Origin of the sequence: Streptomyces sp. NPDC057900 (assembly GCF_042887885.1) — a bacterium.
GTDB lineage: Bacteria > Actinomycetota > Actinomycetes > Streptomycetales > Streptomycetaceae > Streptomyces.
On the sequence record NZ_JBHVOI010000016.1, the window covers coordinates 1 to 21,991 of the forward strand.

Annotated in this window: 21 protein-coding genes; 9 read left to right on the forward strand and 12 right to left on the reverse strand. The window is 72.7% G+C overall.

All coding sequences use genetic code 11. The annotated features are described in order from the left end of the window. Positions 1-108 precede the first annotated feature (108 nt). The 7 genes from ACFVQ0_RS33840 to ACFVQ0_RS33870 form a co-directional block, all read right to left on the reverse strand. Complete coding sequence (locus ACFVQ0_RS33840) at positions 109-429, reverse strand: DUF6191 domain-containing protein (protein WP_073737983.1); 321 nt, start codon at positions 427-429, stop codon at positions 109-111. 122 nt (positions 430-551) lie between these two features. Then, a complete protein-coding gene (locus ACFVQ0_RS33845; RefSeq protein WP_390092999.1) occupies positions 552-1,592 on the reverse strand; it encodes an NAD(P)-dependent alcohol dehydrogenase in 1,041 nt (346 codons plus the stop codon). Positions 1,593-1,649: 57 nt separating this feature from the next. Further along, the gene (locus ACFVQ0_RS33850) at positions 1,650-2,423 is read right to left on the reverse strand and encodes an SDR family NAD(P)-dependent oxidoreductase (RefSeq protein WP_390093000.1); all 774 of its coding nucleotides are present in this window, start codon (positions 2,421-2,423) and stop codon (positions 1,650-1,652) included. Beyond that, on the reverse strand, positions 2,420-3,091 hold the full coding sequence (locus tag ACFVQ0_RS33855) for a TetR family transcriptional regulator (protein WP_390093001.1): 672 nt from the start codon (positions 3,089-3,091) through the stop codon (positions 2,420-2,422). The genes ACFVQ0_RS33850 and ACFVQ0_RS33855 overlap by 4 nt, the downstream gene beginning before the upstream one ends. 78 nt (positions 3,092-3,169) lie before the next feature. Continuing rightward, positions 3,170-4,396 carry a PP2C family protein-serine/threonine phosphatase gene (locus ACFVQ0_RS33860; protein WP_390093002.1) on the reverse strand — a complete coding sequence of 409 codons (1,227 nt, stop codon included), beginning with the start codon at positions 4,394-4,396 and terminating at the stop codon, positions 3,170-3,172. A 219-nt stretch (positions 4,397-4,615) separates the two neighbouring features. Then, positions 4,616-5,374 (reverse strand): GNAT family N-acetyltransferase, encoded by a 759-nt coding sequence (locus ACFVQ0_RS33865; RefSeq protein ID WP_390093003.1) that lies wholly within the window; start codon positions 5,372-5,374, stop codon positions 4,616-4,618. Then, positions 5,371-6,291, reverse strand: coding sequence for an NADP-dependent oxidoreductase (locus tag ACFVQ0_RS33870; RefSeq protein ID WP_390093004.1), 921 nt, complete (start codon positions 6,289-6,291; stop codon positions 5,371-5,373). The genes ACFVQ0_RS33865 and ACFVQ0_RS33870 overlap by 4 nt, the downstream gene beginning before the upstream one ends. A gap of 693 nt (positions 6,292-6,984) precedes the next feature. Here ACFVQ0_RS33870 and ACFVQ0_RS33875 point away from each other — a divergent pair. The 9 genes from ACFVQ0_RS33875 (at position 6,985) to ACFVQ0_RS33915 (ending at position 15,878) form a co-directional block, all read left to right on the forward strand. After that, entirely contained in the window at positions 6,985-7,851 is an 867-nt protein-coding gene (locus ACFVQ0_RS33875; protein WP_390093127.1) for an RNA polymerase sigma factor SigF, read from the forward strand. Positions 7,852-7,987: 136 nt separating this feature from the next. Beyond that, complete coding sequence (locus ACFVQ0_RS33880; protein ID WP_390093005.1) at positions 7,988-8,878, forward strand: TetR family transcriptional regulator C-terminal domain-containing protein; 891 nt, start codon at positions 7,988-7,990, stop codon at positions 8,876-8,878. Between the two features lie 173 nt (positions 8,879-9,051). Then, positions 9,052-9,945: a 3-keto-5-aminohexanoate cleavage protein gene (locus tag ACFVQ0_RS33885; RefSeq protein WP_390093006.1), complete on the forward strand. Its 894-nt coding sequence runs from the start codon at positions 9,052-9,054 to the stop codon at positions 9,943-9,945. A gap of 49 nt (positions 9,946-9,994) precedes the next feature. Further along, positions 9,995-11,059 (forward strand): 3-hydroxyacyl-CoA dehydrogenase NAD-binding domain-containing protein, encoded by a 1,065-nt coding sequence (locus tag ACFVQ0_RS33890; protein WP_390093007.1) that lies wholly within the window; start codon positions 9,995-9,997, stop codon positions 11,057-11,059. After that, on the forward strand, positions 11,056-11,553 hold the full coding sequence (locus ACFVQ0_RS33895; RefSeq protein ID WP_390093008.1) for a thioesterase family protein: 498 nt from the start codon (positions 11,056-11,058) through the stop codon (positions 11,551-11,553). The genes ACFVQ0_RS33890 and ACFVQ0_RS33895 overlap by 4 nt, the downstream gene beginning before the upstream one ends. Before the next feature lie 272 nt (positions 11,554-11,825). After that, entirely contained in the window at positions 11,826-11,918 is a 93-nt protein-coding gene (locus ACFVQ0_RS33900; protein WP_311307387.1) for a putative leader peptide, read from the forward strand. A 114-nt stretch (positions 11,919-12,032) separates the two neighbouring features. After that, on the forward strand, positions 12,033-13,394 hold the full coding sequence (locus tag ACFVQ0_RS33905; RefSeq protein WP_390093009.1) for a bifunctional o-acetylhomoserine/o-acetylserine sulfhydrylase: 1,362 nt from the start codon (positions 12,033-12,035) through the stop codon (positions 13,392-13,394). After that, the gene (locus tag ACFVQ0_RS33910) at positions 13,391-14,563 is read left to right on the forward strand and encodes a homoserine O-acetyltransferase (protein WP_390093128.1); all 1,173 of its coding nucleotides are present in this window, start codon (positions 13,391-13,393) and stop codon (positions 14,561-14,563) included. Before ACFVQ0_RS33905 ends, ACFVQ0_RS33910 begins: the two co-directional genes overlap by 4 nt. Before the next feature lie 46 nt (positions 14,564-14,609). Beyond that, on the forward strand, positions 14,610-15,878 hold the full coding sequence (locus tag ACFVQ0_RS33915; protein WP_390093010.1) for a sulfite oxidase: 1,269 nt from the start codon (positions 14,610-14,612) through the stop codon (positions 15,876-15,878). A gap of 42 nt (positions 15,879-15,920) precedes the next feature. Here ACFVQ0_RS33915 and ACFVQ0_RS33920 read toward each other — a convergent pair whose 3' ends face one another. From ACFVQ0_RS33920 to ACFVQ0_RS33940, 5 genes are all read right to left on the reverse strand, one after another. Continuing rightward, complete coding sequence (locus ACFVQ0_RS33920; RefSeq protein ID WP_390093011.1) at positions 15,921-16,829, reverse strand: NAD(P)-dependent oxidoreductase; 909 nt, start codon at positions 16,827-16,829, stop codon at positions 15,921-15,923. A gap of 55 nt (positions 16,830-16,884) precedes the next feature. Further along, positions 16,885-17,487 (reverse strand): adenosylcobinamide amidohydrolase, encoded by a 603-nt coding sequence (locus tag ACFVQ0_RS33925; RefSeq protein WP_390093012.1) that lies wholly within the window; start codon positions 17,485-17,487, stop codon positions 16,885-16,887. A 184-nt stretch (positions 17,488-17,671) separates the two neighbouring features. After that, a complete protein-coding gene (locus ACFVQ0_RS33930) occupies positions 17,672-18,973 on the reverse strand; it encodes an alpha/beta fold hydrolase (RefSeq protein WP_390093013.1) in 1,302 nt (433 codons plus the stop codon). A gap of 198 nt (positions 18,974-19,171) precedes the next feature. Then, complete coding sequence (locus ACFVQ0_RS33935) at positions 19,172-20,230, reverse strand: hypothetical protein (protein WP_390093129.1); 1,059 nt, start codon at positions 20,228-20,230, stop codon at positions 19,172-19,174. 86 nt (positions 20,231-20,316) lie between these two features. Continuing rightward, the gene (locus tag ACFVQ0_RS33940) at positions 20,317-21,984 is read right to left on the reverse strand and encodes an OPT/YSL family transporter (protein WP_390093014.1); all 1,668 of its coding nucleotides are present in this window, start codon (positions 21,982-21,984) and stop codon (positions 20,317-20,319) included. Positions 21,985-21,991: the final 7 nt, after the last annotated feature.

The following is a 21,991-nucleotide window of genomic DNA, read 5'->3' on the forward strand; positions in this document are numbered from 1 at the left end:
GCCCCTGTACTGGACGTACCGGGGTCTGGGGCCGGTGCGGCGAGAGTGCGTGCATGGCGTCGCCCGGCAGACGGCAGTTTGACGACACGCCCTAGGGCGGGACAGCCCTTAGCCTTCGTGGCCGGGCATGCGGATGACGGCGAGACCGCCGTCGAGGTCGACGGTGGAGCGGTGCGGCGGGGCGCCGTCCTCCTCGTCGTCGCGGAGCAGCAGGGCGCTCTGCCGTTCCTTGAGCTCGCTCTGCTTGCCGGGCGAGAAGGTCGCGTGCAGCTGCTCGAAACCGGTCGCCGAGACCTGGCCCTGCCGGGCGCTGTTGCGCCACGGCAGCAGACCGGCCCGGCCCGCGCGAAGCATCAGCTGATCGAGGAAAGCGACGACGGTCAGACCGATCACCAGTCCGGGCAGTGTCATCATCGCGGCGAATTCCATGCGGGCAGTATCCCCCGCGTGCGGCACGGGGTGAACCCGGAAGCGCGGATACGCCACCGCTCCCGCGGGCCGTATCGCACGACGCGACGGCCCGCGGGAGCGGTGTGGACTGGCTCGGAGGGTCAGCCGTTGGGGAGGATGACGGCCCGGCCGCTGATCTTGCCGTCGTGCAGCCGTTCGTACGCCAGCGGCGCCTCGTCCAGCGAGTACGTCTCGACGTGCACCTCGACCGACCCGGCGTGGGCGAGATCGAGGACCTCGGCCAGCTCGGAGCGTGATCCCCAGTACGGGGCGGTCACCGTGGTGCTGAACGGCAGGGAGCCGAAGCCCACCGGCAGCGCCCCGCCGCCGATGCCCACGATCGTGACGTCGGAGTCGATGGCGGCCGCGGCGCCCGCGGTGGCCACGGTGGGCGGTGCGCCGACGAAGTCGAGGACGACCTGCGCGCCGATGCCGCCGGTCAGCTCACGGATTCGCGCCGCGGCGTGCTCGTCGGACAGGACGGTCTCGTGCGCCCCGACGGTGCGGGCGAGGGCGAGCTTGTCCTCCGTGACGTCCAGGGCGATGACCCGGACGGCCGTCATGGCGCGCAGCAGCTGGATCGCCACGTGTCCGAGTCCGCCGGTGCCGATGACGACGGCGGTCGCGCCGGGCACCAGCTTCGGCAGGGAGCGCTTGATCGCGTGGTACGGGGTGAGGCCGGCGTCGGTGAGCGGCACGGCCTGGACCGGGTCGAGGTCGCCCAGCGGCACCAGGTGGCGCGGGTCGTCGACGATCATGTACTCGGCCATGGCGCCGGGCGATCCGAGGCCCGGCGGGTTGATGCCGAGCTCCTTGGCGCGCAGGCAGTAGTTCTCCTTGCCCTCGGCACACTTGACGCACGTCCCGCAGCCCCAGGGGCCGTAGACCGCGACCGATTCGCCGACGGTGAGCCCGCCGACCCCGTCGCCGAGTGCGGCGATGGTCCCGACACCCTCGTGTCCGAGGGTGAGCGGCAGCGGGAACGTCAGCTGCTCGGCGGGCCAGCTCATCACCGCGATGTCCGAGTGGCAGACACCTGCGGCGGTGACCTTCAGCAGAACCTGGCCGGGGCCGGGTTCCGGGTCCGGCACGGTGACGACCTCCGGCGCGGCGCCGACGGTGCGGTACTGAACGGCTTTCATGGGTCCTCCTTGACCTCTGCTGTTCTATTTCTCACCCCCGAAGCCCCCGTGCGCCATTCAGGAGGCGGAGTATCCGCCGTCCACGAGGTGGTAGCTGCCGTGGATGAACGAGGCGCGGTCGGAGAGCAGGAAGGCGGCGAGCTCCGCCACCTCCTGCGCGGTGCCGAGGCGGCCGGCCGGGTGCAGCGAGATGAGGTGGTCGCGGGCGGGGCCGTCCGTGTTGCGCAGCAGCGGGGTGTCGATGAAGCCGGGGCCGACCGCGTTGACGCGGACGTTCTGTGCCGCGTACTCAAGGGCCGCCGTCTTGGTGAGGCCGACGACTCCGTGCTTGGCGGCGACGTACGCGGGCGAGCCGGCGAAGCCGTTGGTGCCGAGGATCGACGACATGTTGACGATGGCGCCACCGCCGGCGGCGACGATCGCGGGGAGCTCGTAGCGCATCGAGTAGAAGACGCCGCTGAGGTTGGTGGCGACGACCCGGTTCCAGTCCTCGACGGCGTAGTCGCCGGTCGGGCTGCTCGGGCCGCCGATGCCCGCGTTGTTCACCGCGAGGTGCAGGGCTCCGAAGGTGTCGACGGCGAACCGCACGCCCGCTTCGACGGAAGCGGGGTCCGTGACGTCCATGGCGACGGCCGCGGCCTTCGCCCCGGCGCTCTCCAGTGCGGCGACCGCCTTGCGGGCGCTCTCCTCGTCGTAGTCGGCCACGACCACGGACGCGCCCGAGGCGGCGAGCCGGTGGGCGAGGGCCAGTCCGATGCCGGAGGCACCTCCGGTGACGAGGGCCGTGCGTCCGGCGAATTCCTGCTCGGTGGTGGCGGGGGTGGTGCTCATGATGTTCCGTTTCCTTCCGTGGTGCTGTGTGACGCCGGTCCGGCGGGAATCTGTGCGAACAGTTCCGCCGAAAGAGCGTCGAATGCCTGCTCGACGAGCCGGGGCAGCTCCTCGGGGCAGTTTCCGCGTACCCAGGCGGCCTGGGCGGCGAGGAGCGCCCCCGCTCCGGCGGCCACCGTGACGGCGGGACGGAGGTCCTGCCGCGGGTCGGTGCCCAGCCGCTGCGCGACGATGGCGACCGAGTCCTCCTGGGCGTCCACCCGGATGTGGTGGAACGCCGCGTAGAGCGTCGGCTCCCGCTCGGCGAGGACCAGCAGTTCGAAGATCCTCGGGCGGCGGTGCCAGGCATCCGCGCCGGGGTCCTCCAGCCAGTCCAGGACGGCCCGGCGGTAGGCGGTGAGCGGCGGTTCGCCGGCGGGACGGGCCCGCAGGGCGTCGTTGATCCGGTCGCCGTCGCCCCGGACCGAGTCCAGTACGGCGGCTTCCTTGCTGGTGAAGTACCGGCTGAAGGTGCGGCGGTCGACATCCGCGTGTTCCGCGATCTCCTCGACCGTCACTTCCCTCAGGCCCCGGTCGAGCACCAGCTCGAACGCGGCCTGGGCCAGCGTGTCCCGGGTCCGGCGGGCCTTGCGGCTCCGCCTCTCCGGGGTCTTCCGTTCCCGGTTCATACATGCACCGTACACCCAATAATGTCCCGATGCGACAAACGCCCCTTCGGGACATCCGAAGGGGCGTCGGAGCCGGGCCTACCGGCCGCTGAACGCCTCTGCGGCCCGCCGGGCGCCGGCGTCGGCGCCGACGGCGGCGGTCTCGGGGCGGCGGTGGGCCCCCGGCGAAGTGGCACGCAAGGTGATCGCCGCGATGTCGTCGCGTCGCACGCCGCCGGAGAAGGCCTCCAGGTCCGCGTGGAGCGTGTCCAGCAGCTCCCGCGGGCCGAGCCGGGTCCAGTGGCTCAGGCGGGCGTCCAGCGGATAGAAGGCTCCCGAGGCGTCACGGGCCTCGGTCACTCCGTCGGTGAACATCAGGAGCGTCGCGCCGGGCGGGAAGTCCAGCCACTCCGCGACGCGCGCCTCGCTGCTCAGCTCCGCCATGCCCAGCGGCACAGACGTACGGCGCAGCGGAACAGCGGCCGCCACCCCCTCGTGCAGCATCCGGGGCGGCAGATGGCCGCAGTTGACGGCCTGCACCCGGCCCGCGCCATCGAGGCCGAGCACCAGCGCGGTGACGAAGCGTTCGGTCTCGCCGGTCTGGGCGGAGAAGGCGTTGTGCCGGGCGACCGCGTCCTCGACCGCGTCCACCACGCCGGTCAGGGCGGGCTCGCGGATGGCGGCCTCCCGGAACGCGCCGAGCGCGGCGAAGCCCACCCCTATGGCGGCGAGGCCCTTGCCCTGTACGTCACCGATGATGACGCGGGTGCCGTACGGGGACTGGACGATCTCGTAGATGTCGCCGCCGACCAGGTGGTCCTCCTCGATCGGCGCGTAGATGCCGTCCACGAGGACCTGGTCGGTCAGCACCGGCAGCGGGCGCAGGATCTGCCGCTGCAGGGTGACGGCCGCGGACCGCAGCCTGGCGATCGCGCTGACGTGCCGGATCCTGCGCGCACAGGCGGCGACGCCGAGCGCACAGGCCAGCACGGTGAAGCAGACGCCGCTCGCCAGGTCCCAGAACGAGCCCCCCGACACCAGCCGGGAGATGACGACGACGGGCATGATCCAGAGCGCCGCGGCGACGGTCTGCCGGACCGTACAGAACACCGAGACGAGTGCGGGCACGACGACCAGCAGGGGGATGAGCTGCAGGTCCTCACCGGTCAGGACGTCCAGGCACACCACAGCGAGGGAGAGCAGGGCCAGCCCGCCCATCAGGACCGGGGTACTGATCCGGGCCGCGACGGCGGCCCGCTCCCCCGCGTCGGCCACCGGTGGCTCCACGCTGTGCGCCATCGGCGGACGCCGCACCCCGATCGTCACTGTGCCCTCTCCTCCCGCAGGCGCCGGGCACGCCCCGGCAATCATCTCCAGTCCACCTGGACCCGGGGCATCGGCGCAGGGGGCTTTCGGCCTTTTGAGCCACGCCGAAGGTCACCGGTCACCGGCCGACGGCGTTCGTCGGGCCGGAAGTCCCGGACGGACGTCCCGGCATGACCGGCGTCCGTCCGGGATACCGGGAATCAGCGAATCAGCGCGGGATCAGCCGCGGGCCGCCGCGTCAGCCACCTCTCCCCCGGCCGGACGGGGAGCCCCGACGCCGGGTACGAGCGCCGCCAGGAAGGCCGTCCGCCGACGGAGCCGGAATCCGAGGGACTCGTAGAGCCGCACGGCATGGACGTTGTCCGCCGCCGCGTGCAGGAACGGCGTTTCGCCGCGTTCCCTGATCTCGTGGGAGACGGCGAGCAGCAGCCGGGTGGCGAGCCCCTGCCCGCGTACGGACTCGTCGGTGCAGACCGCGCTGATCTCGCTCCAGCCGGGCGGGTGCAGCCGTTCCCCGGCCATCGCGACCAGCGCCCCCTCGCGCCGGATTCCGAGATAGGTGCCGAGTTCGATGGTGCGCGGCAGGAAGGGTCCCGGCCGGGTGCGTGCCACCAGGTCGAGCATCTCGGGCACGTCGGCGGGTCCGAGCCGCACCGCCTCCGGATCCGGGGCGGCCGCGACGCCCGCGTCGACCAGCTGGACGCCCTCGGCGTGGAAGGTCCGCTCCCAGTCGTCCGGCGGCGGCTCCCGGAAGGCGGTGATGGTGATCTCCGCGCCCGGCCCGGCGAGCGCCGCGGCGTCGGCCCAGTCCGCGGGCCCCGGCCGGTCGGGAAGCGCGACCCAGGGGGTGACGGCGGCCGGGTAGCGCAGGACGCGCCCGCGGCGTTCCGCGAAACGGGCGTGCGGCCCGGTCAGCGAGGAGCCGACCGGGTCGTCCAGCGGGTGCCCGCCGCCGGGCAGGGGCTGCCGCGTGCTCATGCGGTCACCTCGATCACGGTCTTCCCCCGGGCGTGGCCGCTCTCCACGGCCCGCAGCGCCTCGCCCGCCGCGCTCAGCGGGTAGGTCCGGGTGACATGGGTCCGCAGGGCTCCGGTGACGACGAGGTCCGCGACCTCTCCGAAGACCGCGGAGGTACGGGCCCGGACCACCGCGGCACCGCCCAGCTCCACCGCGAGCGCCTTGTCGGCCGCGCTGATGAGGGCGGCGGGATCGGCGAGCAGCGAGGCCGCCTCCCGCAGGGTGTCACCGCCGACCAGGTCGAAGACCGCGTCGATGCCGTCGGGGGCCGCCGCCCGTACCCGGTCCGCGAGCGAGGCTCCGGATTCGACGTGCGTCGCGCCGAGCGACTCGACGAAGTCCTTCTTCGCCGCACCCGCCACCGCGACGACCTTGACGCCCGCGTGGTGCGCGAGCTGGACCGCCGCGTTTCCGACGCCGCCGCCTGCGCCGGTCACCAGCAGCGTCGAGCCTGCGGCGGGAGCGAGCTGGCGCAGCCCGTCGTACGCGGTGGCGGCCGCGACCGGCAGCGCGGCCGCGTCGGTGAACGACAGCCCGGCCGGCTTGTGCGCGGTCGCCCCGGCGGGCAGCAGCGTGTACTCGGCGTACCCGCCGGTCACCGGAGTGCCGAACACCTCGTCGCCGGCCTCGAACCCTTCGACGTCCGGGCCGGCCGCCACGACGGTCCCGGCGGCCTCGCTGCCGAAGACGGTGGGGAACGGCTGGGGATCACTGCCGGGCCTGGTGTAGCCCGTGCGCAGCTTCCAGTCGACCGGGTTGACGCCCGCCGCCCGTACGGCGACGAGCAGCTCCCCGGGACCGGGCACCGGGGCCTCCTGCTCGACGAGAGCCTCCACCTCCGGCCCGCCGTTGCGGGTGAACACGTACGCCTTCGGCATGAGCTCCCTCTCCTGTCTCCCACGACTGTCCGCCGTGGCTGTTTCCCATGGCTGTTCCGCCGCGGCACCGGCCACCCGGACGGTGCCCACAGCAGCAGGAAGTCCCTCACAGGTGCGGGTATTCCCGGGGAGGTGCCGGGTTCACGGAGCCGTGACAGGACACTGCCGGCCGCCCGCTGACCGATTCCCGCCAGTCGTATCGCGACCGTCCTCCGCTCCCCCGCCGCAGGTCATCCGCGCGACCGCGGCCCTCGGCCGGAAACCGCGAGCCGGGGCACCGTCGATTTCAACTCAACTACCGCTGGATATGCGCCGGTCGGTGCCCATTGCGCCCGGGGCTGTGGCACTCTGGTGGCGACCGCCCCACCGGGCTCCCCCGTACCGGTGGGGCGGTTCTGCTGCCGAATCCGTTCCCCTGCACAGATATGACAAGGGATCACGTCGATTCTCGGCCATTGACCGGTTGTGACCTGATCAACTCTCAGCTGCCCGCATGGGTGGGCTCTCTGCGGGCATACGCCTACACCTCATGGCCTACGACCAGGGGAGCGTGAAGAGATGACGGCGCACACTGCGCAGACCGCCGGTTCGGAGCGAGCGGAGAGTGCACGGTCGACGGCGGCGGGGGACCCCGCCGCGACAGCCGCGGCACCCGCCGCGGTCATGGTGGACACCACCAACATGACCGGCGTGATGGGCATGACCGGCGGCGGGAACGCCGCGGACGCCCCCGGGGCCACGGACCTTCCGTGGATCGAGGACGCCGGCAAGGTCGCCCCCAAGGACGCGCGGGCGCTGTCGAAGCTGTTCTTCGACCGGCTCCAGGTCCTGGAGGAGGGCACCGCCGAGCACCAGTACGCGCGCAACACGCTCATCGAGATGAACCTCTCGCTGGTCCGGTTCGCCGCGGGCCGGTTCCGTAACCGCGGCAGCGGCGACATGGAGGACATCGTCCAGGTAGGCACGATCGGGCTGATCAAGGCGATCGACCGGTTCGACCTGTCCCGCGAGGTCGAGTTCACCTCATTCGCCGTGCCGTACATCGTCGGAGAGATCAAGCGGTTCTTCCGCGACACCACCTGGGCGGTGCACGTGCCGCGCCGGCTCCAGGAGCTGCGTGTCGACATCGCCAAGGCGAAGGAGTGCCTGGCCACGGAGCTCGACCGGGAGCCCTCTGTCCAGGAGCTGGCCGAACACCTCGGGATCACAGAGGAGCAGGTGACCGAGGGGATCGTCGCGGCCAACGGATACACCGCGGGCTCCCTGGACATGCCGACCGACGCGACGGAGACGGGCCGCAACGGAACTCCGGGGCGCACTTTCGCCGAGGCGCTGGGCGAGGCGGACCCCGCGATGGAGACGGTGGAGAACCTGCAGACACTGGCGCCGCTGCTCGGTGAACTGGACGCGCGCGAGCACCGGATCATCGAGATGCGTTTCGGCCAGGAGCTGACGCAGTCGCAGATCGGCAGCGAACTCGGTATCTCGCAGATGCACGTCTCGCGCCTGATCAGCCGGATTCTCGGCAAGCTCCGAAGCGGGATGCTCATCGAGGAATGAGCTGACTGACGCATCAGTCAGCACCTCAATGCACACCCTTTCGCACGCTGTCATATCGTGTCGCGCACATCGTGTCGCGGAAACATCCCTCGACTGATGTTGAGATCTTCTCAACGCATGGGTAACGTGACCGACCATGCAGCACGATGAGGCGGCCGAGCGGGTCCGGCAGGTGATCCGGAATGCCGGAGTGAGTCAGCGCGAGTTCGCGCGGCGGATGGTCATAGATCCGTCGAAGCTCTCGCGCTCGCTCGGCGGCACCCGCCGCTTCACCGCGGCCGAACTGGCCCGGGTGGCCGACATCGCCGGGGTCGACGTCGGCTGGCTGCTCGGGACGCGTCCGGAGCAGGGCGCGGCGCCCGCGCCGCGGGCCGGGGCCGCGCTGTCGGCCGCCCGCCCCCGGCGCGTCCGCGACGCCGCCCCCGTACGACCGGCGGCGGACAGCGGCAGACCGCTCCAGATCGTCCGGCAGACCGTCCGGCTGATCGCGGAGCACGGATTCCACTCCGTACGGGTCTCCGACATCGCCGAGGCCTGCGGAACCAGTACCGCCGCCATCCACTACCACTTCCCCGGGCGGGACGAACTGCTGGAGGCGGCCGCCCGCTGGTGCATGGACGAGGACACCGCCAGACGCGCGGCCGGGACGGCGGACACGCACCACGCCGGCGACGAACTCCGCCTGCTGATCGAACTCCAGACCCCGTACACCCCCCAGCAGCGCCGCCAGTGGAGCGTCTGGCTCGACCTGTGGGCCGAGGCGGCGCGCTCCACCGCGGTCGGAGAACTCCATGTGGAGTACTACCGGCAGTGGCGGGCCACGGTCGCGGAGGTGATCGGACGCGGCGTCGCCCAGAAGGTGTTCCGGCCGGTCGATCCGGAGGCCGCCGCCATCGGTCTCACCGCCCTCATCGACGGACTGGCCACCCAGGTGCTCGCCACAACGCCGGGGGAACCGGGCACCAGCGCCGAGGACATGCACAGTGCGCTGCTCCGCTACGTGGACGCGACCCTGACCGCCGACTGACCGCCGGCCGGCCGCCGCCATACCGTCGTCCACACCGTCGGCCGGCCCCCGCCTGCCCCGCGCCATCACTCGGCACCGCACACGCCGGCCTCAGCAGATCCCGACCCCAGTAGACCCGACTCAGCAGATCCCCATCTCAGCAGATCCCACCTCTGATCAGGAGCCGCTTCAGCATGCCCGTAAACCAGGACGTCATCATCACGTGTGCCCTCACCGGGGCCGGTGACACGGTCCGCAAGAGCCCCCATGTGCCCGTCACTCCCGAGCAGATCGCCCGTTCCGCCGTCGAGGCTGCCGGGGCCGGCGCCGCTGTCGTGCACATCCACGTCCGTGAGCCGGAGACCGGCGCGCCCTCCCGTGATCCGCGCCTGTACCGGGAGGTCGTCGAGCGCATCAAGGAGACCGGAACCGATGTCGTCATCAATCTGACCGCCGGGATGGGCGGCGATCTGGTGATCGACCCCGACGCCCCGCTGCGGCAGCTGCCGGGCACCGACCTGGTCAGCGGGCTGGAACGCCTCCCCCACGTCGAGGACCTGCTGCCGGACATCTGCACGCTCGACTGCGGCTCGCTCAACTTCGGCGACGGCAGCAACCTGTACGTCTCCACCCCGGACATGCTCCGGGCGGGCGCCCGCCGTATCCAGGAGCTGGGTGTACGCCCGGAGCTGGAGATCTTCGACACCGGGCAGCTGTGGTTCGCCAAGCAGCTCCTCGCCGAGGGGCTGCTCGACGCCCCGACCGTCTTCCAGCTCTGCATGGGCGTGCCGTGGGGCGCGCCCGCCGATCCCGGGGTGCTCCAGTCGATGGTGAACATGCTGCCCGAGGGCGCGCAGTGGGCGAGCTTCGCGCTGGGCCGGATGCAGATGCCGTGGGTCGCGCAGTCGATCCTCCTCGGCGGCCATGTCCGGGTCGGCCTTGAGGACAACCTGTACCTCGGCAAGGGCGTCAAGGCCACCAACGCCCAGTTGGTGGAGCGCGCCGTGCAGATCACCGAGTCGCTGGGCTCCCGCGTCGCCACCCCGGACGAGGCCCGTCAGCGACTCGGACTCAAGCCCCGCGGCTGAGACGCGTCCCGGCCGCCCCCCTCCCCCACTCGTTCTGGAGAACCGCACGATGAACGCCGCACAGCCCGCAGAGCCCGCACAGCCCACAGAGCCCGCGCAGCTCTCACAGCCCTCACAGCCCGAACGAACCACCGCTACCGCGCCCGCTCCCTGCGCCCCCGAGGACGTACGCCGCGTGGCGTGCGTGGGCGCCGGAGTGATCGGCGGCGGCTGGGTCGCGCACTTCCTGGCCCGTGGCTACGACGTCACCGCCTGGGACCCGGCCCCCGACGCCGAGGAGAAGCTCCGCCGGCTGGTGGACGCCGCCTGGCCCGCGCTGGAGCAGCTCGGCCTCGCCGAGGGGGCGTCGCCGGACCGGCTCACGGTCGTACCGACGCTCGAAGAGGCGGTGTCCGACGCCCAGTTCGTCCAGGAGAGCGCTCCGGAGAAGCTGGAGCTCAAGCGGGATCTGCTGGCCCGCCTCGACGCCGCCACGCCCGCCGGGGTCGTGATCGCGTCCTCGACGTCCGGCTACCCGATGACCGACATGCAGACCCGCGCCGCCGGTGCCGGGCGGCTGGTCGTGGGGCACCCGTTCAATCCGCCGTATCTGATCCCGCTGGTCGAGGTGGTGGGCGGCGAGCTGACCGCACCGTCCGCCGTCGGCTGGGCGTCCCGGTTCTACGAGGTCGCGGGCAAGTCCGTCATCACGATGGCGCGCGAGGTCCCCGGCTTCATCGCGAACCGCCTCCAGGAGGCCCTGTGGCGCGAGGCGCTGCACATGGTCGCCAACGGTGAGGCGACGGTCGCGGAGATCGATGCCTCCATCACGGAGGGACCCGGACTGCGCTGGGCCTGCATGGGGCCGATGCTGACCTTCGCGCTCGCGGGCGGCGAGGGCGGCATGGCGCACATGCTGGACCACTTCGGCCCCTCCCTCAAGGCCCCGTGGACCCGGCTCGAAGCCCCCGAACTGGACCGGGAGCTGTACGACGCGGTGGTGCGCGGCTGCGAAGAGGCGGCGGACGGCCGCAGCATCGCGGACCTGGTGGCCGAACGCGACCGCGGCGTCATCGAAGTCCTGCGCGCCACCGGCCGGCTCGCCGGGCGGAGCGCGGAGGAGGCGGCCAAGTGACCGCGCTGCCGCTGCACCGGGAGACCGTGCGCCCGGAGTGGATCGACTACAACGGCCATATGAGCGAGGCGTTCTACGTACTCGTCTTCGGTTTCGCGACCGACCGGATGATGATCGAGACCGGTCTGAACTCCGAGTACCGGGAGCGCACCGGCTGTTCGCTGTACACGGTCGAGTCCCATATCCGCTATCTGCGCGACGTCTCGGAGGGCGACCGGCTGGCCGTCCGGACCCGGGTGCTCGGCGCCGACGCGAAGAAGACCCGGTTCACCCATGAGCTGTACGTGCTCGGGCCCGACGCGCAGGACGACACCGAACCGGCCCCGGACGCGGAGCCCGTCGCGACGAGCGAACTGCTCGCCCTCCATGTGGACCAGCAGGCCGGCCGTACCGCGCCCTTCCCCGACCGGGTACGCGAGTGCCTCGTCGCCCTCACGGAAGCGGCACCCGGCTGGGCGGGCCGCTCGATCGTGGAGGTCCCGGCCGCACGCTGAGCGGCGGCCACGGGCCGCTGTTGTTTCGGCCCGATGAAATCGTGCCACGCCCCCTGCCCGGACCACCGGTTCCCCCCGGTGGTCCGGGCAGTCGGCTGTCCGCCGCGCGCGCCCGCACGTCCGTGCAGGTCCGTGAGGGTCCGGCGCTGTACGGGTGCGGCACACCGTCGTCCCGTGCCCGCTGCCGCGTACGTGTCGAACGGTCCCTGCGCACGACCCGGCCGGGTTGCCGGGCGGTTGACGCGTACCGGGCCCGCTGACACGCTCGCCGCATGCCCGCGACCCTGCCTCTCGTCTCGCGTCGCCACGTCGATCTGGGACGCCTCGCGTCCTCCGCGTGTAGCCGCCGCGCCGCGCTCCGTTGAGCAACTGACCTGCCCGGACGCACCGCAGCGTTACCTCCCGCCCCAGGCACCGCCCTTGGCTTCGGCGTGCCCGCGGCGGGACCACACCCGCGCCGAGAACCGCAGAGGAACACCATGAGCCAGCCCGTGGACTCCGTCACCGCAGGTCATACCCCCGAGGACCAGGACCGTCAGGAACCGCGCGCCGCCTGGTCGTTCGAGACCAAGCAGATCCACTCCGGGGCCGTCCCCGATCCGGCGACCGGCGCCCGAGCGGTCCCGATCTACCAGACGACGTCGTTCATCTTCCGGGACACCCAGCACGCCGCGGACCTGTTCTCGCTGGCCGAGCCCGGCAACATCTACACCCGGATCCACAACCCCACCCAGGACGTCCTGGAGCAGCGGATCGCCGCGCTGGAAGGCGGAGTCGCCGCGGTGGCCCTCGCTTCCGGGCAGGCCGCGGAGACCCTCGCCCTGCTGACGCTGGCCGGTGCGGGAGACCACATCGTCTCGTCCACCTCGCTGTACGGAGGCACGTACAACCTGCTGCGCCACACGCTCCCCCGGTTCGGCATCGAGGTGTCGTTCGTCGACGACCCGGACGACATCGAGGCGTGGTCCGCGGCGATCCGGCCGAACACCAAGGCGCTGTTCGCGGAGACGCTGGGCAATCCGCGCGGTGACGTCCTGGACATCCGGGCGGTCGCCGACGCCGCGCACGCGGCCGGGGTTCCGCTGGTCGTCGACAACACCGTGCCCACGCCCTTCCTGCTGCGTCCGATCGAGCACGGCGCGGACGTCGTGATCCACTCGGCGACCAAGTTCCTCGGCGGGCACGGCACCACCATCGGCGGTGTGGTGGTGGACGCCGGTACGTTCGACTTCGGTGCGCACGCCGAGCGGTTCCCGGACTTCAGCTCCCCCGACCCGAGCTACCACGGTCTGCGCTACTGGCCGGACCTCGGCCCCAGCGCCTTCGCGGTCAAGCTCCGGGTACAGCTGCTGCGCGACCTCGGCCCCGCGCTCTCCCCGCACTCCGCCTTCCTGCTGCTCCAGGGTGTGGAGACACTGAGCCTCCGGCTGGAGCGGCACACCGCGAACGCCCTGGCGCTGGCCGAATGGCTGGAGCGCCGGGACGAGGTGTCGGCCGTCCACTACGCCGGGCTCGAATCGAGCAAGTGGTACGAAGCGGGGCGCCGGTATCTGCCGCGTGGCGCGGGCGCTGTGCTCGCCTTCGAACTGCGGGACGGGGTGGAGGCGGGCAAGAGGTTCGTGGACGCGGTCCAGCTGTTCAGCCACCTCGCCAACATCGGTGACGTACGCAGCCTGATCATCCACCCGGCGTCGACCACGCACAGCCAGCTGACCGAGGAGCAGCTGGCCGCCACCGGGGCGACGGCCGGGCTGGTCCGGCTCTCCGTCGGGCTGGAGAACGTGGACGACCTCAAGGCCGATCTGGAGGCCGGGTTCCGGGCCGCGAAGGCGGCGTCCTGAACCGGACGGCCCCCTTCACCGCGCTTCCCCTCCCGCCGGCCACCGGAGGCCGGCGGGAGGGGGATCCGCCGGGCCGCCGTTCCTGGGTCCGCCCGGACCGGGCGCTGCCGCTGGAGTCGGGCGAGGAGCTGCCCGGTGTGCAACTGGCGTACGAGACATGGGGACGCCGGGCGGCCAACGGTTCCAACGCGGTCCTGGTGCTGCACGCCCTGACCGGGGACAGCCATGTGGCCGGGGCCGCGGAGCCCGGCCACCCCACTGCCGGGTGGTGGGACGCGCTGGTCGGCCCCGGCAAGGCGCTGGACACCGAGCGCTGGTTCGTCGTCGCACCGAACGTGCTGGGCGGCTGCCAGGGCAGCACCGGCCCGTCGTCCATCGGTCCGGGCGGGGCGCGCTGGGGCGGCGGCTTCCCCCGTCTGACGGTCCGTGACCAGGTGGCTGCCGAGGCGGCGCTGGCCGACGCCCTGGGCATCGACCGGTGGGCGGCGGTGATCGGCGGCTCGATGGGCGGCATGCGGGCGCTCGAATGGGCCGTCGGCAGGCCGGAACGCACCGGTTCGCTGCTGGTGCTCGCGGCGCCCGCCGCGGCCTCGGCCGAGCAGATCGCCTGGGGGTCCGTGCAGATCTCCGCGATCCGCTCCGACCCGGGCTGGCGCGACGGCCACTACCACGACGCGGCACCCGGCGAGGGCCCGCACCGGGGCCTGGGCCTGGCCCGCAGGATCGCCCACATCACCTACCGCAGCGAGCCCGAGCTCGACGCCCGGTTCGGCGGCGACGCGCAGCCGGGTGAGCGTCCCCGGCACGGCGGGCGCTACCGGGTGGAGTCGTACCTCGACCATCACGCGGCCAAACTGGTGCACCGCTTCGACGCCAGCAGCTACGTCACCCTGACCGAGGCGATGAACGGGCACGACATCGGGCGCGGCCGGGGTGGCACCGCGCAGGCGCTGCGCCGTGCCCGGATGCCCGCGCTGATCGCGGGCATCGACTCCGACCGGCTCTATCCGCCCGCCCAGCAGGCGGAGCTGGCCGCGCTGCTGCCCGGCGCCGACCGGGCCCGGATCGTGGAGTCGCCGCACGGCCACGACGGATTCCTGATCGAGACGGTCCAGGTGAGCGCTCTGGTACGGGAGTTGCTGCCCGGCCGGCCGGATCCGGGCCGCTGATGCCCGCACCGCTGTTTCCGTCCACTCGCCCCGGGAGTTGTTGCTCATGAGTTCCGTTCCGCCGTCAGAGGACGCGTACGACGGGATGCGGCTGCGCCAGTGGTCGCGTGGCGCCGCGCGCTCCGCCGGGATCGAACGCCGTGATCTGCTGCGACTGGTGGCGGCCGCCTCGGCAGCCGCCGGACTGCCCGCCGGTCTCCCGTCCCCCGCGCGGGCGGCCCCGGCGGCCGATCCCGCGCCCGGGATCGTGAAGCCGCTGCCGCCCGAGGTGTTCACGGTGCGCGGCACCAACGCAGAGACCAACTTCGCGGCGCTGCGCCGGAGCGGGCTGCTCACTCCCGCCGACCGCTTCTTCGTGCGCAACCACACCACGACCCCTCGGATAGACCCGGACGAGTGGAGGCTGAAGGTGTGGGGCGACGGGCTGCGGGGCCCGGCGGCGGAGTTCACGTACGACGAGCTGCGGGCGCTGCCCACGGCCACCGTCACCTCGTTCGTCGAGTGCGCGGGCAACGCCCGCAGCTACTACACGACGCAGCAGGGCGAGCAGGTCAGCGGCACGGCCTGGACGCTCGGCGCGATCGGTACGGCCCGCTGGCGCGGGGTGCGGCTGGCCGATGTGCTGCGCCGGGCGGGCATCGCCCGGAACGCGGTGGATGTGCTGCCGCGCGGACTGGACGACGAGGTGATCAGTGACGGGATCAACCTCGGCCGGGTCCGGCGGCCGCTGCCGGTCGCGAAGGCGCTGGACGACGTGATCCTCGCCCACGAGATGAACGGCGAGCCGCTGCCGCCCGACCACGGCAGTCCGGTGCGGCTGATCGTGCCGTCCTGGGTCGGGGTCGCGAACATCAAGTGGGTCGGTGACATCGAGGTGAGCGCGTCGCCGCTGCTCTCCCCGTGGAACACCGGGCTGTACCGGCTGTTCGGCCCCGGCTACCCGCCAGAGGGCAGTGCGCCGCTGACCCGGCAGACGCTGAAGAGCGCCTTCGAGGTGTCGCCCGGCGCGTCGTTCCAGGCCCGCAGGCGCCATGTGCTGACGGGCAGGTCCTGGTCGGGCGGGGCGCCGGTGCGCACGGTCGAGGTCAGTACGGACGGAGGTGCGCGGTGGCGTCGCGCCCGGCTGCGCGACGAGCCGCGGAGCGGAAGCTGGGTCCGCTGGTCGGCCGACTGGGTGCCGGAGGACCGTGGACCGGCCGTCCTGCTGGCGCGGGCCGTGGACCGGTCGGGTCGCACCCAGCCGGAGAAGGCAGTCCCCAACACGCAGGGCTATCTCTTCGACGCCGTGGTCCGGCACGAGGTGCGGGTGGTCTGACGCGGCGGCGAGGCCAGGGCGACGGAGCGGGCCACCCGCGATTCAGTCGCCGTCCCGGTCCGCCGTCCGGCCCACGTAGTAGGTGGCGATCATGTCCTCGCCGCCGTGCCCGGCCGCTTCGGCGCGGGCGAAGCGGACCTCCGACGCGGCGGTCAGATCCAGCCGTACGCCGGTCTGCTCGGCGGCGTCGAGGATCAGGCGGGTGTCCTTCAGGGCCGTGCTCAGGGAGACGCTCGGAGTGAGGTCGCCGGACAGCACCGCGGCGGACTTGCTCTGCAGATAGCCGGCGTCGAGCGGGCCGCCCCGCACGGCGTCGAGGAACAGCTGCGGGTCGACGCCCAGCCCCTCCGCGAGGTTGAGGCTCTCCGCCACGCAGCCCACCAGGTTCATCACCCAGGTGTTCACCACGAGTTTCAGCCTGGACGCGGCCCCCGGTTCCTCCGAGACCCAGACCGTACGCTGTCCGATCGCGTCGAACACCGGATCCGCCACCGCACGGGCGGCGGACGGCCCGGAGACGAAGACGGTCAGGGCGCCCTGTTCCGCGGGCTGCCTGGTTCCGGAGACCGGCGCGTCGAGGAAGACGAGGCCCAGGTCCGCGGCGCGCTGGGCCAGTTCGACCGCCCCGTCCGGTCCGACCGTGGAGCTCTGCAGCAGGACCTGGCCCCGGCGCACCCCGTCGGAGGCGGCGGTGAGCGCGGCGGCGACGGAGGTCGTGTCGTTGAGCGTGGTGAGGATCACGTCGGCGCCGCGTACCGCTTCCGCGGCTGTTTCGGTCACGGTCGCGCCGTCCGCCGTCAGGGGCTCCGCCCTGGCCGACGTACGGTTCCAGGCGCGGACCTCCAGCCCGGCCCGGATCATGCTGCGGGTCATCGCGGACCCCATGATCCCGGTGCCGAGGACGGCGACGACCGGCGGTCGCGGGGTCGCTGCGGCTGTCGCTGAATTCATGGGGGCCATTCCCTTCGTCGGCCGCGCCCGGGTTCGCGCGCGGCGTTGCGGATGCTCAGGACTGCCGCAGCGCGCCTTCGAGTACCGCCGTGTACACGGCCCTGGCCAGCCGCGACCCCCAGGGCGAGCGGGGCCCGGCGAACAGTTCGCCCGGTCCGTCGGCCGGTTCGGGCGCCGCGATACAGACGGAGTCGGTGGGGGTGCCGGAGCAGGAGAGCCGGGCCCCCAGGAGGGCCTGGACCTTGGCCTCCGTGGCGGTCGCGACGGCGTTGACGAGCGCGGCGTCACAGAGCGGCACGGGCAGGACGACGACGATGTTGACGGTGCCGGGCCCCGGCGCCGCCCCGGTCTCCTCCGCCGGGGCCGCCGCCCAGCCGCGCACTCCGAGGCCGCAGGTGGCGGTGGCCGTCACATCCCCGTCCACGGCGACCGTGTACGCGGTGACGTCGGCGGCCGTCATCAGTCCGGCGCCCGGCCCGGAGAGGTGTTCGGCCGCGGCGATCTCGGCCAGGTGCCGGTCCGGATCCGTACGCGGATAGCCACCGGGCACCTGGGCGTTCAGGATCCAGTCACGCGGGCCGATGCCGCCGCCGAGCACGGCGCTGCTGCACACCCGCCAGCCGGGCCCCAGCCGCCACACCAGATGGTGGAGGTCCACGCCGTCCTCGTGCCGGGCCAGCAGTTCACCGCGCTGCTCGGGAAGCTGGACGCGTGCGGAACGGATGAGACACCCCCAAGACGCGGCAGGACGGCGGTCACCCTGCGGACCCGTTGATCATATGCGCCGGGGCGGGGCGCCTCGGAGGTGCCCCGCCCGCGTCCGCTCCCGCCCGCGTGCGCCGTCAGGCCTCGCCGCGGCCCATCGCGATCAGCCGGTCCAGCACAGCGGCGTCGGCCCTGACCCCGTCGTGCGCGTAGGCGTCGGTGACCCAGGTGCGCAGGCCGCGTACGGCGTCCGCGGTGGCCAGCGCGTGCTCGCGGTCGACGAACATGTCGTCGTGGTAGACGGCGGCGACGACCGGGACCTCATTGGCGGCGAGCCGGTCCAGGTCGTACAGGGCCGGCCAGTCCGTGCGCGCGGCGAGCTCCTCCGCCGCGCCGCGCAGCGGGACGAGCGCGGGGTCCTCCCCGAACTGCCAGGGGTACACCATCTCGCCGGTGAACCGGAGCGGGCCGCCGGCGGTGGCGTCGAAGGCCGGGAACTCCTGGCGGACACGGTGCGCGGACCAGTCGGTGGGGCGGCCGCCCTGGGCGTAGATCGGCTCGTGGAGCGCTGCGTACAGGGGGCGTTCGGCGAAGGACACGACGGCGTCGACGCCGCGCAGGAACGTGTCGGTCAGCTCCGGCCCGTCGGCACCCTCGGTGAAGGCGGTCTCCAGGAGGTAGTGGAGCGACTCGGACTTGGACGCGGTGCCGAACGTGATGCCGAGGGTCTGGAAGCGGCGCACGGTGAGGCGTTCGCCGGTCGGCATCCGTACGTCGTGGGTTTCCAGGTGCGCCGCGACGGCGTCGGCCAGTGCCTGGTCGCCGGGGTAGCGGTCGAAGTAGCGCTCGTTCTCGGTGAGGGTACGGGCGTAGGCGGCGCGGTACACGTCGTCGGCGTGGCCGGTGAGCGTCGGCAGCCCGCCGGTGATGTAGGCCCGGGTGAGACCTTCCGGGGCGAGGCTGAGATAGGTGAGCGTGGTGAAGCCGCCGAAGCTCTGTCCGAGCACGCTCCACGGCCGCTCGCCCTGGAGACGGCGGCGCAGCAGTTCGGCGTCGCGGACGATCGAGTCGGCGCGGAAGTGCGCGAGGTACCCGGCGGCCGCCGCGTGGTCCGTACCGAACCGGGCCAGGGTGCGCCGGTCGGCGGGGGTCGAGCGGCCGGTGCCGCGCTGGTCGAGCAGGACGACGCGGTACTCGGTGAGCGCGCGGCGCAGCCAGGCCCCCGCGGCGTTGGGGCGTTCGGCGCGGCCGCCGGGGCCGCCCTGGAGCCAGAGGAGCCGGGGCAGGTCCTCGTGCTCGCGTCCCTCCCCGACGACTTCGCGGGCGAACAGCGCGATGGCGGGGCCCTCGGGGTCGCTGTGGTCGAGCGGCACGTCGAGGGTGTGGTCGGTGCAGACCAGGCCGCCGTGGCGGTAGCTGACGGGGGCTGGGGTGGACATGGCGCTCCTCTCACGTCGCGTATCTCGCGTCGTGTGTCTCTGTCGTCGCGTGTTTCTGCCGGCGCGCGTCTCGCGTGGCTCGCGCTGTTCCGCGTGGCTCGCGCTGTTCCGCGTGGCTCGCGCTGTTCCGCCTCGTGGAACGGTTTCACGGGTGGCGGACGGGCCCGCACCGGGGGTGCGGGCCCGGTCCGGAGGGGGTCAGTAGCCGGCGACGCCCAGGTCGCGGCAGATCTCCACGAGGTCCGGGTGCACGTAGCGGCCGTTCTCCTCGATGGCGACGCCGTCCAGGTAGATGGACGGGCCGAGGACGCTGCCGTCGGTGTGGGCGGCGGCGACCCACGGCTCGCCGCCGATCCAGGCGCCCTTGGTGCCGATGCCGAGTTCGACGCAGCCGAAGACGCGCTCGTCCTCGACGATGCGGCCGGTCGGGGCCAGGACGCCGGGGTTGAAGCCGAGCGACCAGTGGGCGACGCGGAACATGTTCGGGTCGTCGAAGGACTCCATCCAGCGGCGGAAGGTGTCCGCGTCGGCGCCGCCCTCGATCTTGGTGACGACGCCCTTCTCGACGGTGCAGCGGACCGGGGAGCGCAGCAGGCCGATCTCGTCCGGCGGCCACAGGGCACCGTCGAAGACGAGTACGCCGTCCTGGGTCTCCTCAAGGGGGTTCCAGGAGATCTGGCCGGAGAGCATGACCGTCTCGCCGGGCTTCTCCGCGGGCTTGCCGCGCAGGTTGATCGGCCGGTCGCCGTTGCGGCCCACCAGGTCGGTGCCGTTGGCGGAGGTGATCCGGACCTCGTCGGCCGCCTCCAGCAGGGCGACCAGGGCCTTGCCCAGGCGTATGACGCCCTGGAAGTCGGGGCGTCCGACGGTGGCGACCAGCATCTGGACGTCCATCGCGGTGAGGTTGGTGTAGCGGCAGCCGTTCGCCATGGCGGCGCGGAACGCGTCGGAGTGCATCAGGTACGAGACGGCGAACTCGATCCACACGTCGGCGTCGGCGATGGCTCCCGCGACGGGCCGGGGCGGCTCCATGGAAGCGCCGGGCAGCGTCTCGTACCAGACGACGACGGGGTGTGCGCCGGCGGCGGCGACGGCCTGCGCGGTGGCTTCGATGACCCGGCGGTCGCTGCTGGTGTCGCCGGTGAGGACGACGTGCTCGCCGCGCTTGACGAGCATGACCTCCTCGACGAGCTTGCGGGCGGCCAGGGCGAGTTCGAAGCTGAGGTACTCGGGACGCGGTTCGAGCCTGCTGTACATGTCCACGGGGTGGTTCTCCTTGCCATACGGGTGGTGCTGAGTGGTGCGGTGGTACGGGATGTGGTTCGGGGGCGGGGCGGCCGGGCTCAGGTCTTGAGGATCTGGGCCGAGTCCCCGAGCGAGCTGCCGGCGATCAGTCCGGCGCCCACCAGGTTGAGTTCCTCGTCGGCCGCGGGGCCGCGCAGCCTGCGGTAGCCGACCCGGACGACGAGGGCGCCGAGGACCAGCCAGCAGGCCTGCGGGGTGAGGATGAGCAGGCCGGTGGCGAGCATGACGCCCATCTGCCGACGGGTGCCGCCGAGCAGCTGGATGGCGGCGCCGGGGATGGCCCAGATGAGCATGGTGCGTACCGCGTCCGGGTCGCTGAGGCCGCTCTTGATGGTGTCGGCGTACACCTTGGCGACGGGCGGGATGAGCCCCTGCCCGAAGTACGAGCGCCAGGCGACGGCGACGACGGCGAGGGCGACGGCGAAGCCGATGAGGGCGGCCAGGAACTGCTGGCGGCGGCCCTCGCGCTCGAAGGGGTCCCAGGGGCGGTGCTCGCGTCGCAGCAGCCAGCCTGCCTTGAGGTCGTAGCCCATGTCCGCGAAGGCCGGGCCGGTGGCGGAGACGTACCCCACCAGGAGGGCGAGCGGTACCGACGGGATTCCTATGGCGAGGCCGAGGATGAGGAAGATCAGCGTGACGGCGAAGGACGGGAACCAGCCGGACTGCATGGCCGCGAGGCCGACGATCAGTTCGTGCACCAGGGCGGCGAAGGCGGCGAACAGCACCCAGCCGACGATGCCGAGCGGACTCATGTCGCCGAGCAGCCCGCCGAGCACCGCGAGGATCACGGCGCCCCCGGTGAAGAGCACGAAGCCGCGGATCAGGGAGAGCCGCAGTGCGCGCTCGTCGACGGTGTAGGCGGTGCTCGGGTCCGCCGGCTCGACGTGTGCGGCGCTCCGGGTCTCCTCGGCGGCGGCCGTTCGTTTGCGCTCGCGACGGCCGATCAGGAGGTGCACGGCCTGGCCGAGCGCCACGACGCCGGCGCCGACCATGACGCCGTGCGGGATGTAGCCGGCGCCCAGGTCGGTGTGGAAGAGGTCCATCCCGTACTGGCGCAGCATCAGGCCGATGCCGAACATCATCAGCGCCCAGACGTTGCCCAGGAAGGCGACCCCGGCGGCCGAGAGCGGCAGGCTGAAGAGGGTTCCCGCGAGGCCGACGGCGGTGCCGCCCGCGAGGATCAGGGCCCGGCGTCCTCCCCGGTCGCCGGCCTTGATGGTCTCGGCGGCGGCGGTGCCGGGCGGCCAGGCGGCGTCGGCGGGCAGCAGCCGGGAGCCGAAGGCGCGGTAGAGCACCCAGGCGTCCACGACGAGTCCGACGGACGCGCCCGCGAGCATCGGCCAGACCAGGTCCTGGCGCCCGAAGACGTACGGGATGGCGACGGAGGTCAGCAGGGCGTTCGCGGAGGCGAAGGTGGCGGCGGAGATCGCGCTCTGCGCGAGGTTCTGCCGGTGCACGGAACGCATCCGGCGCAGGAAGCCCAGCGGGATGCGGCCGATGAGCATGGCGACGAGTGCGCCGACGACCGAGGTGTTGGCCGAGATGCCCAGCTTGGAGACCAGGTCGATGCCGATGACGGCTCCCACGGCGGAGAGCACCACCAGGATCACCAGCAGCACGGGTTCCATCACCCTGGGGTGCGACCGGGGTTCCTCGGGGGCGGACGGCGGCGGGGCAGGGTGCGGCGCTGAGACGTGGTGCGCCATGGGGCAC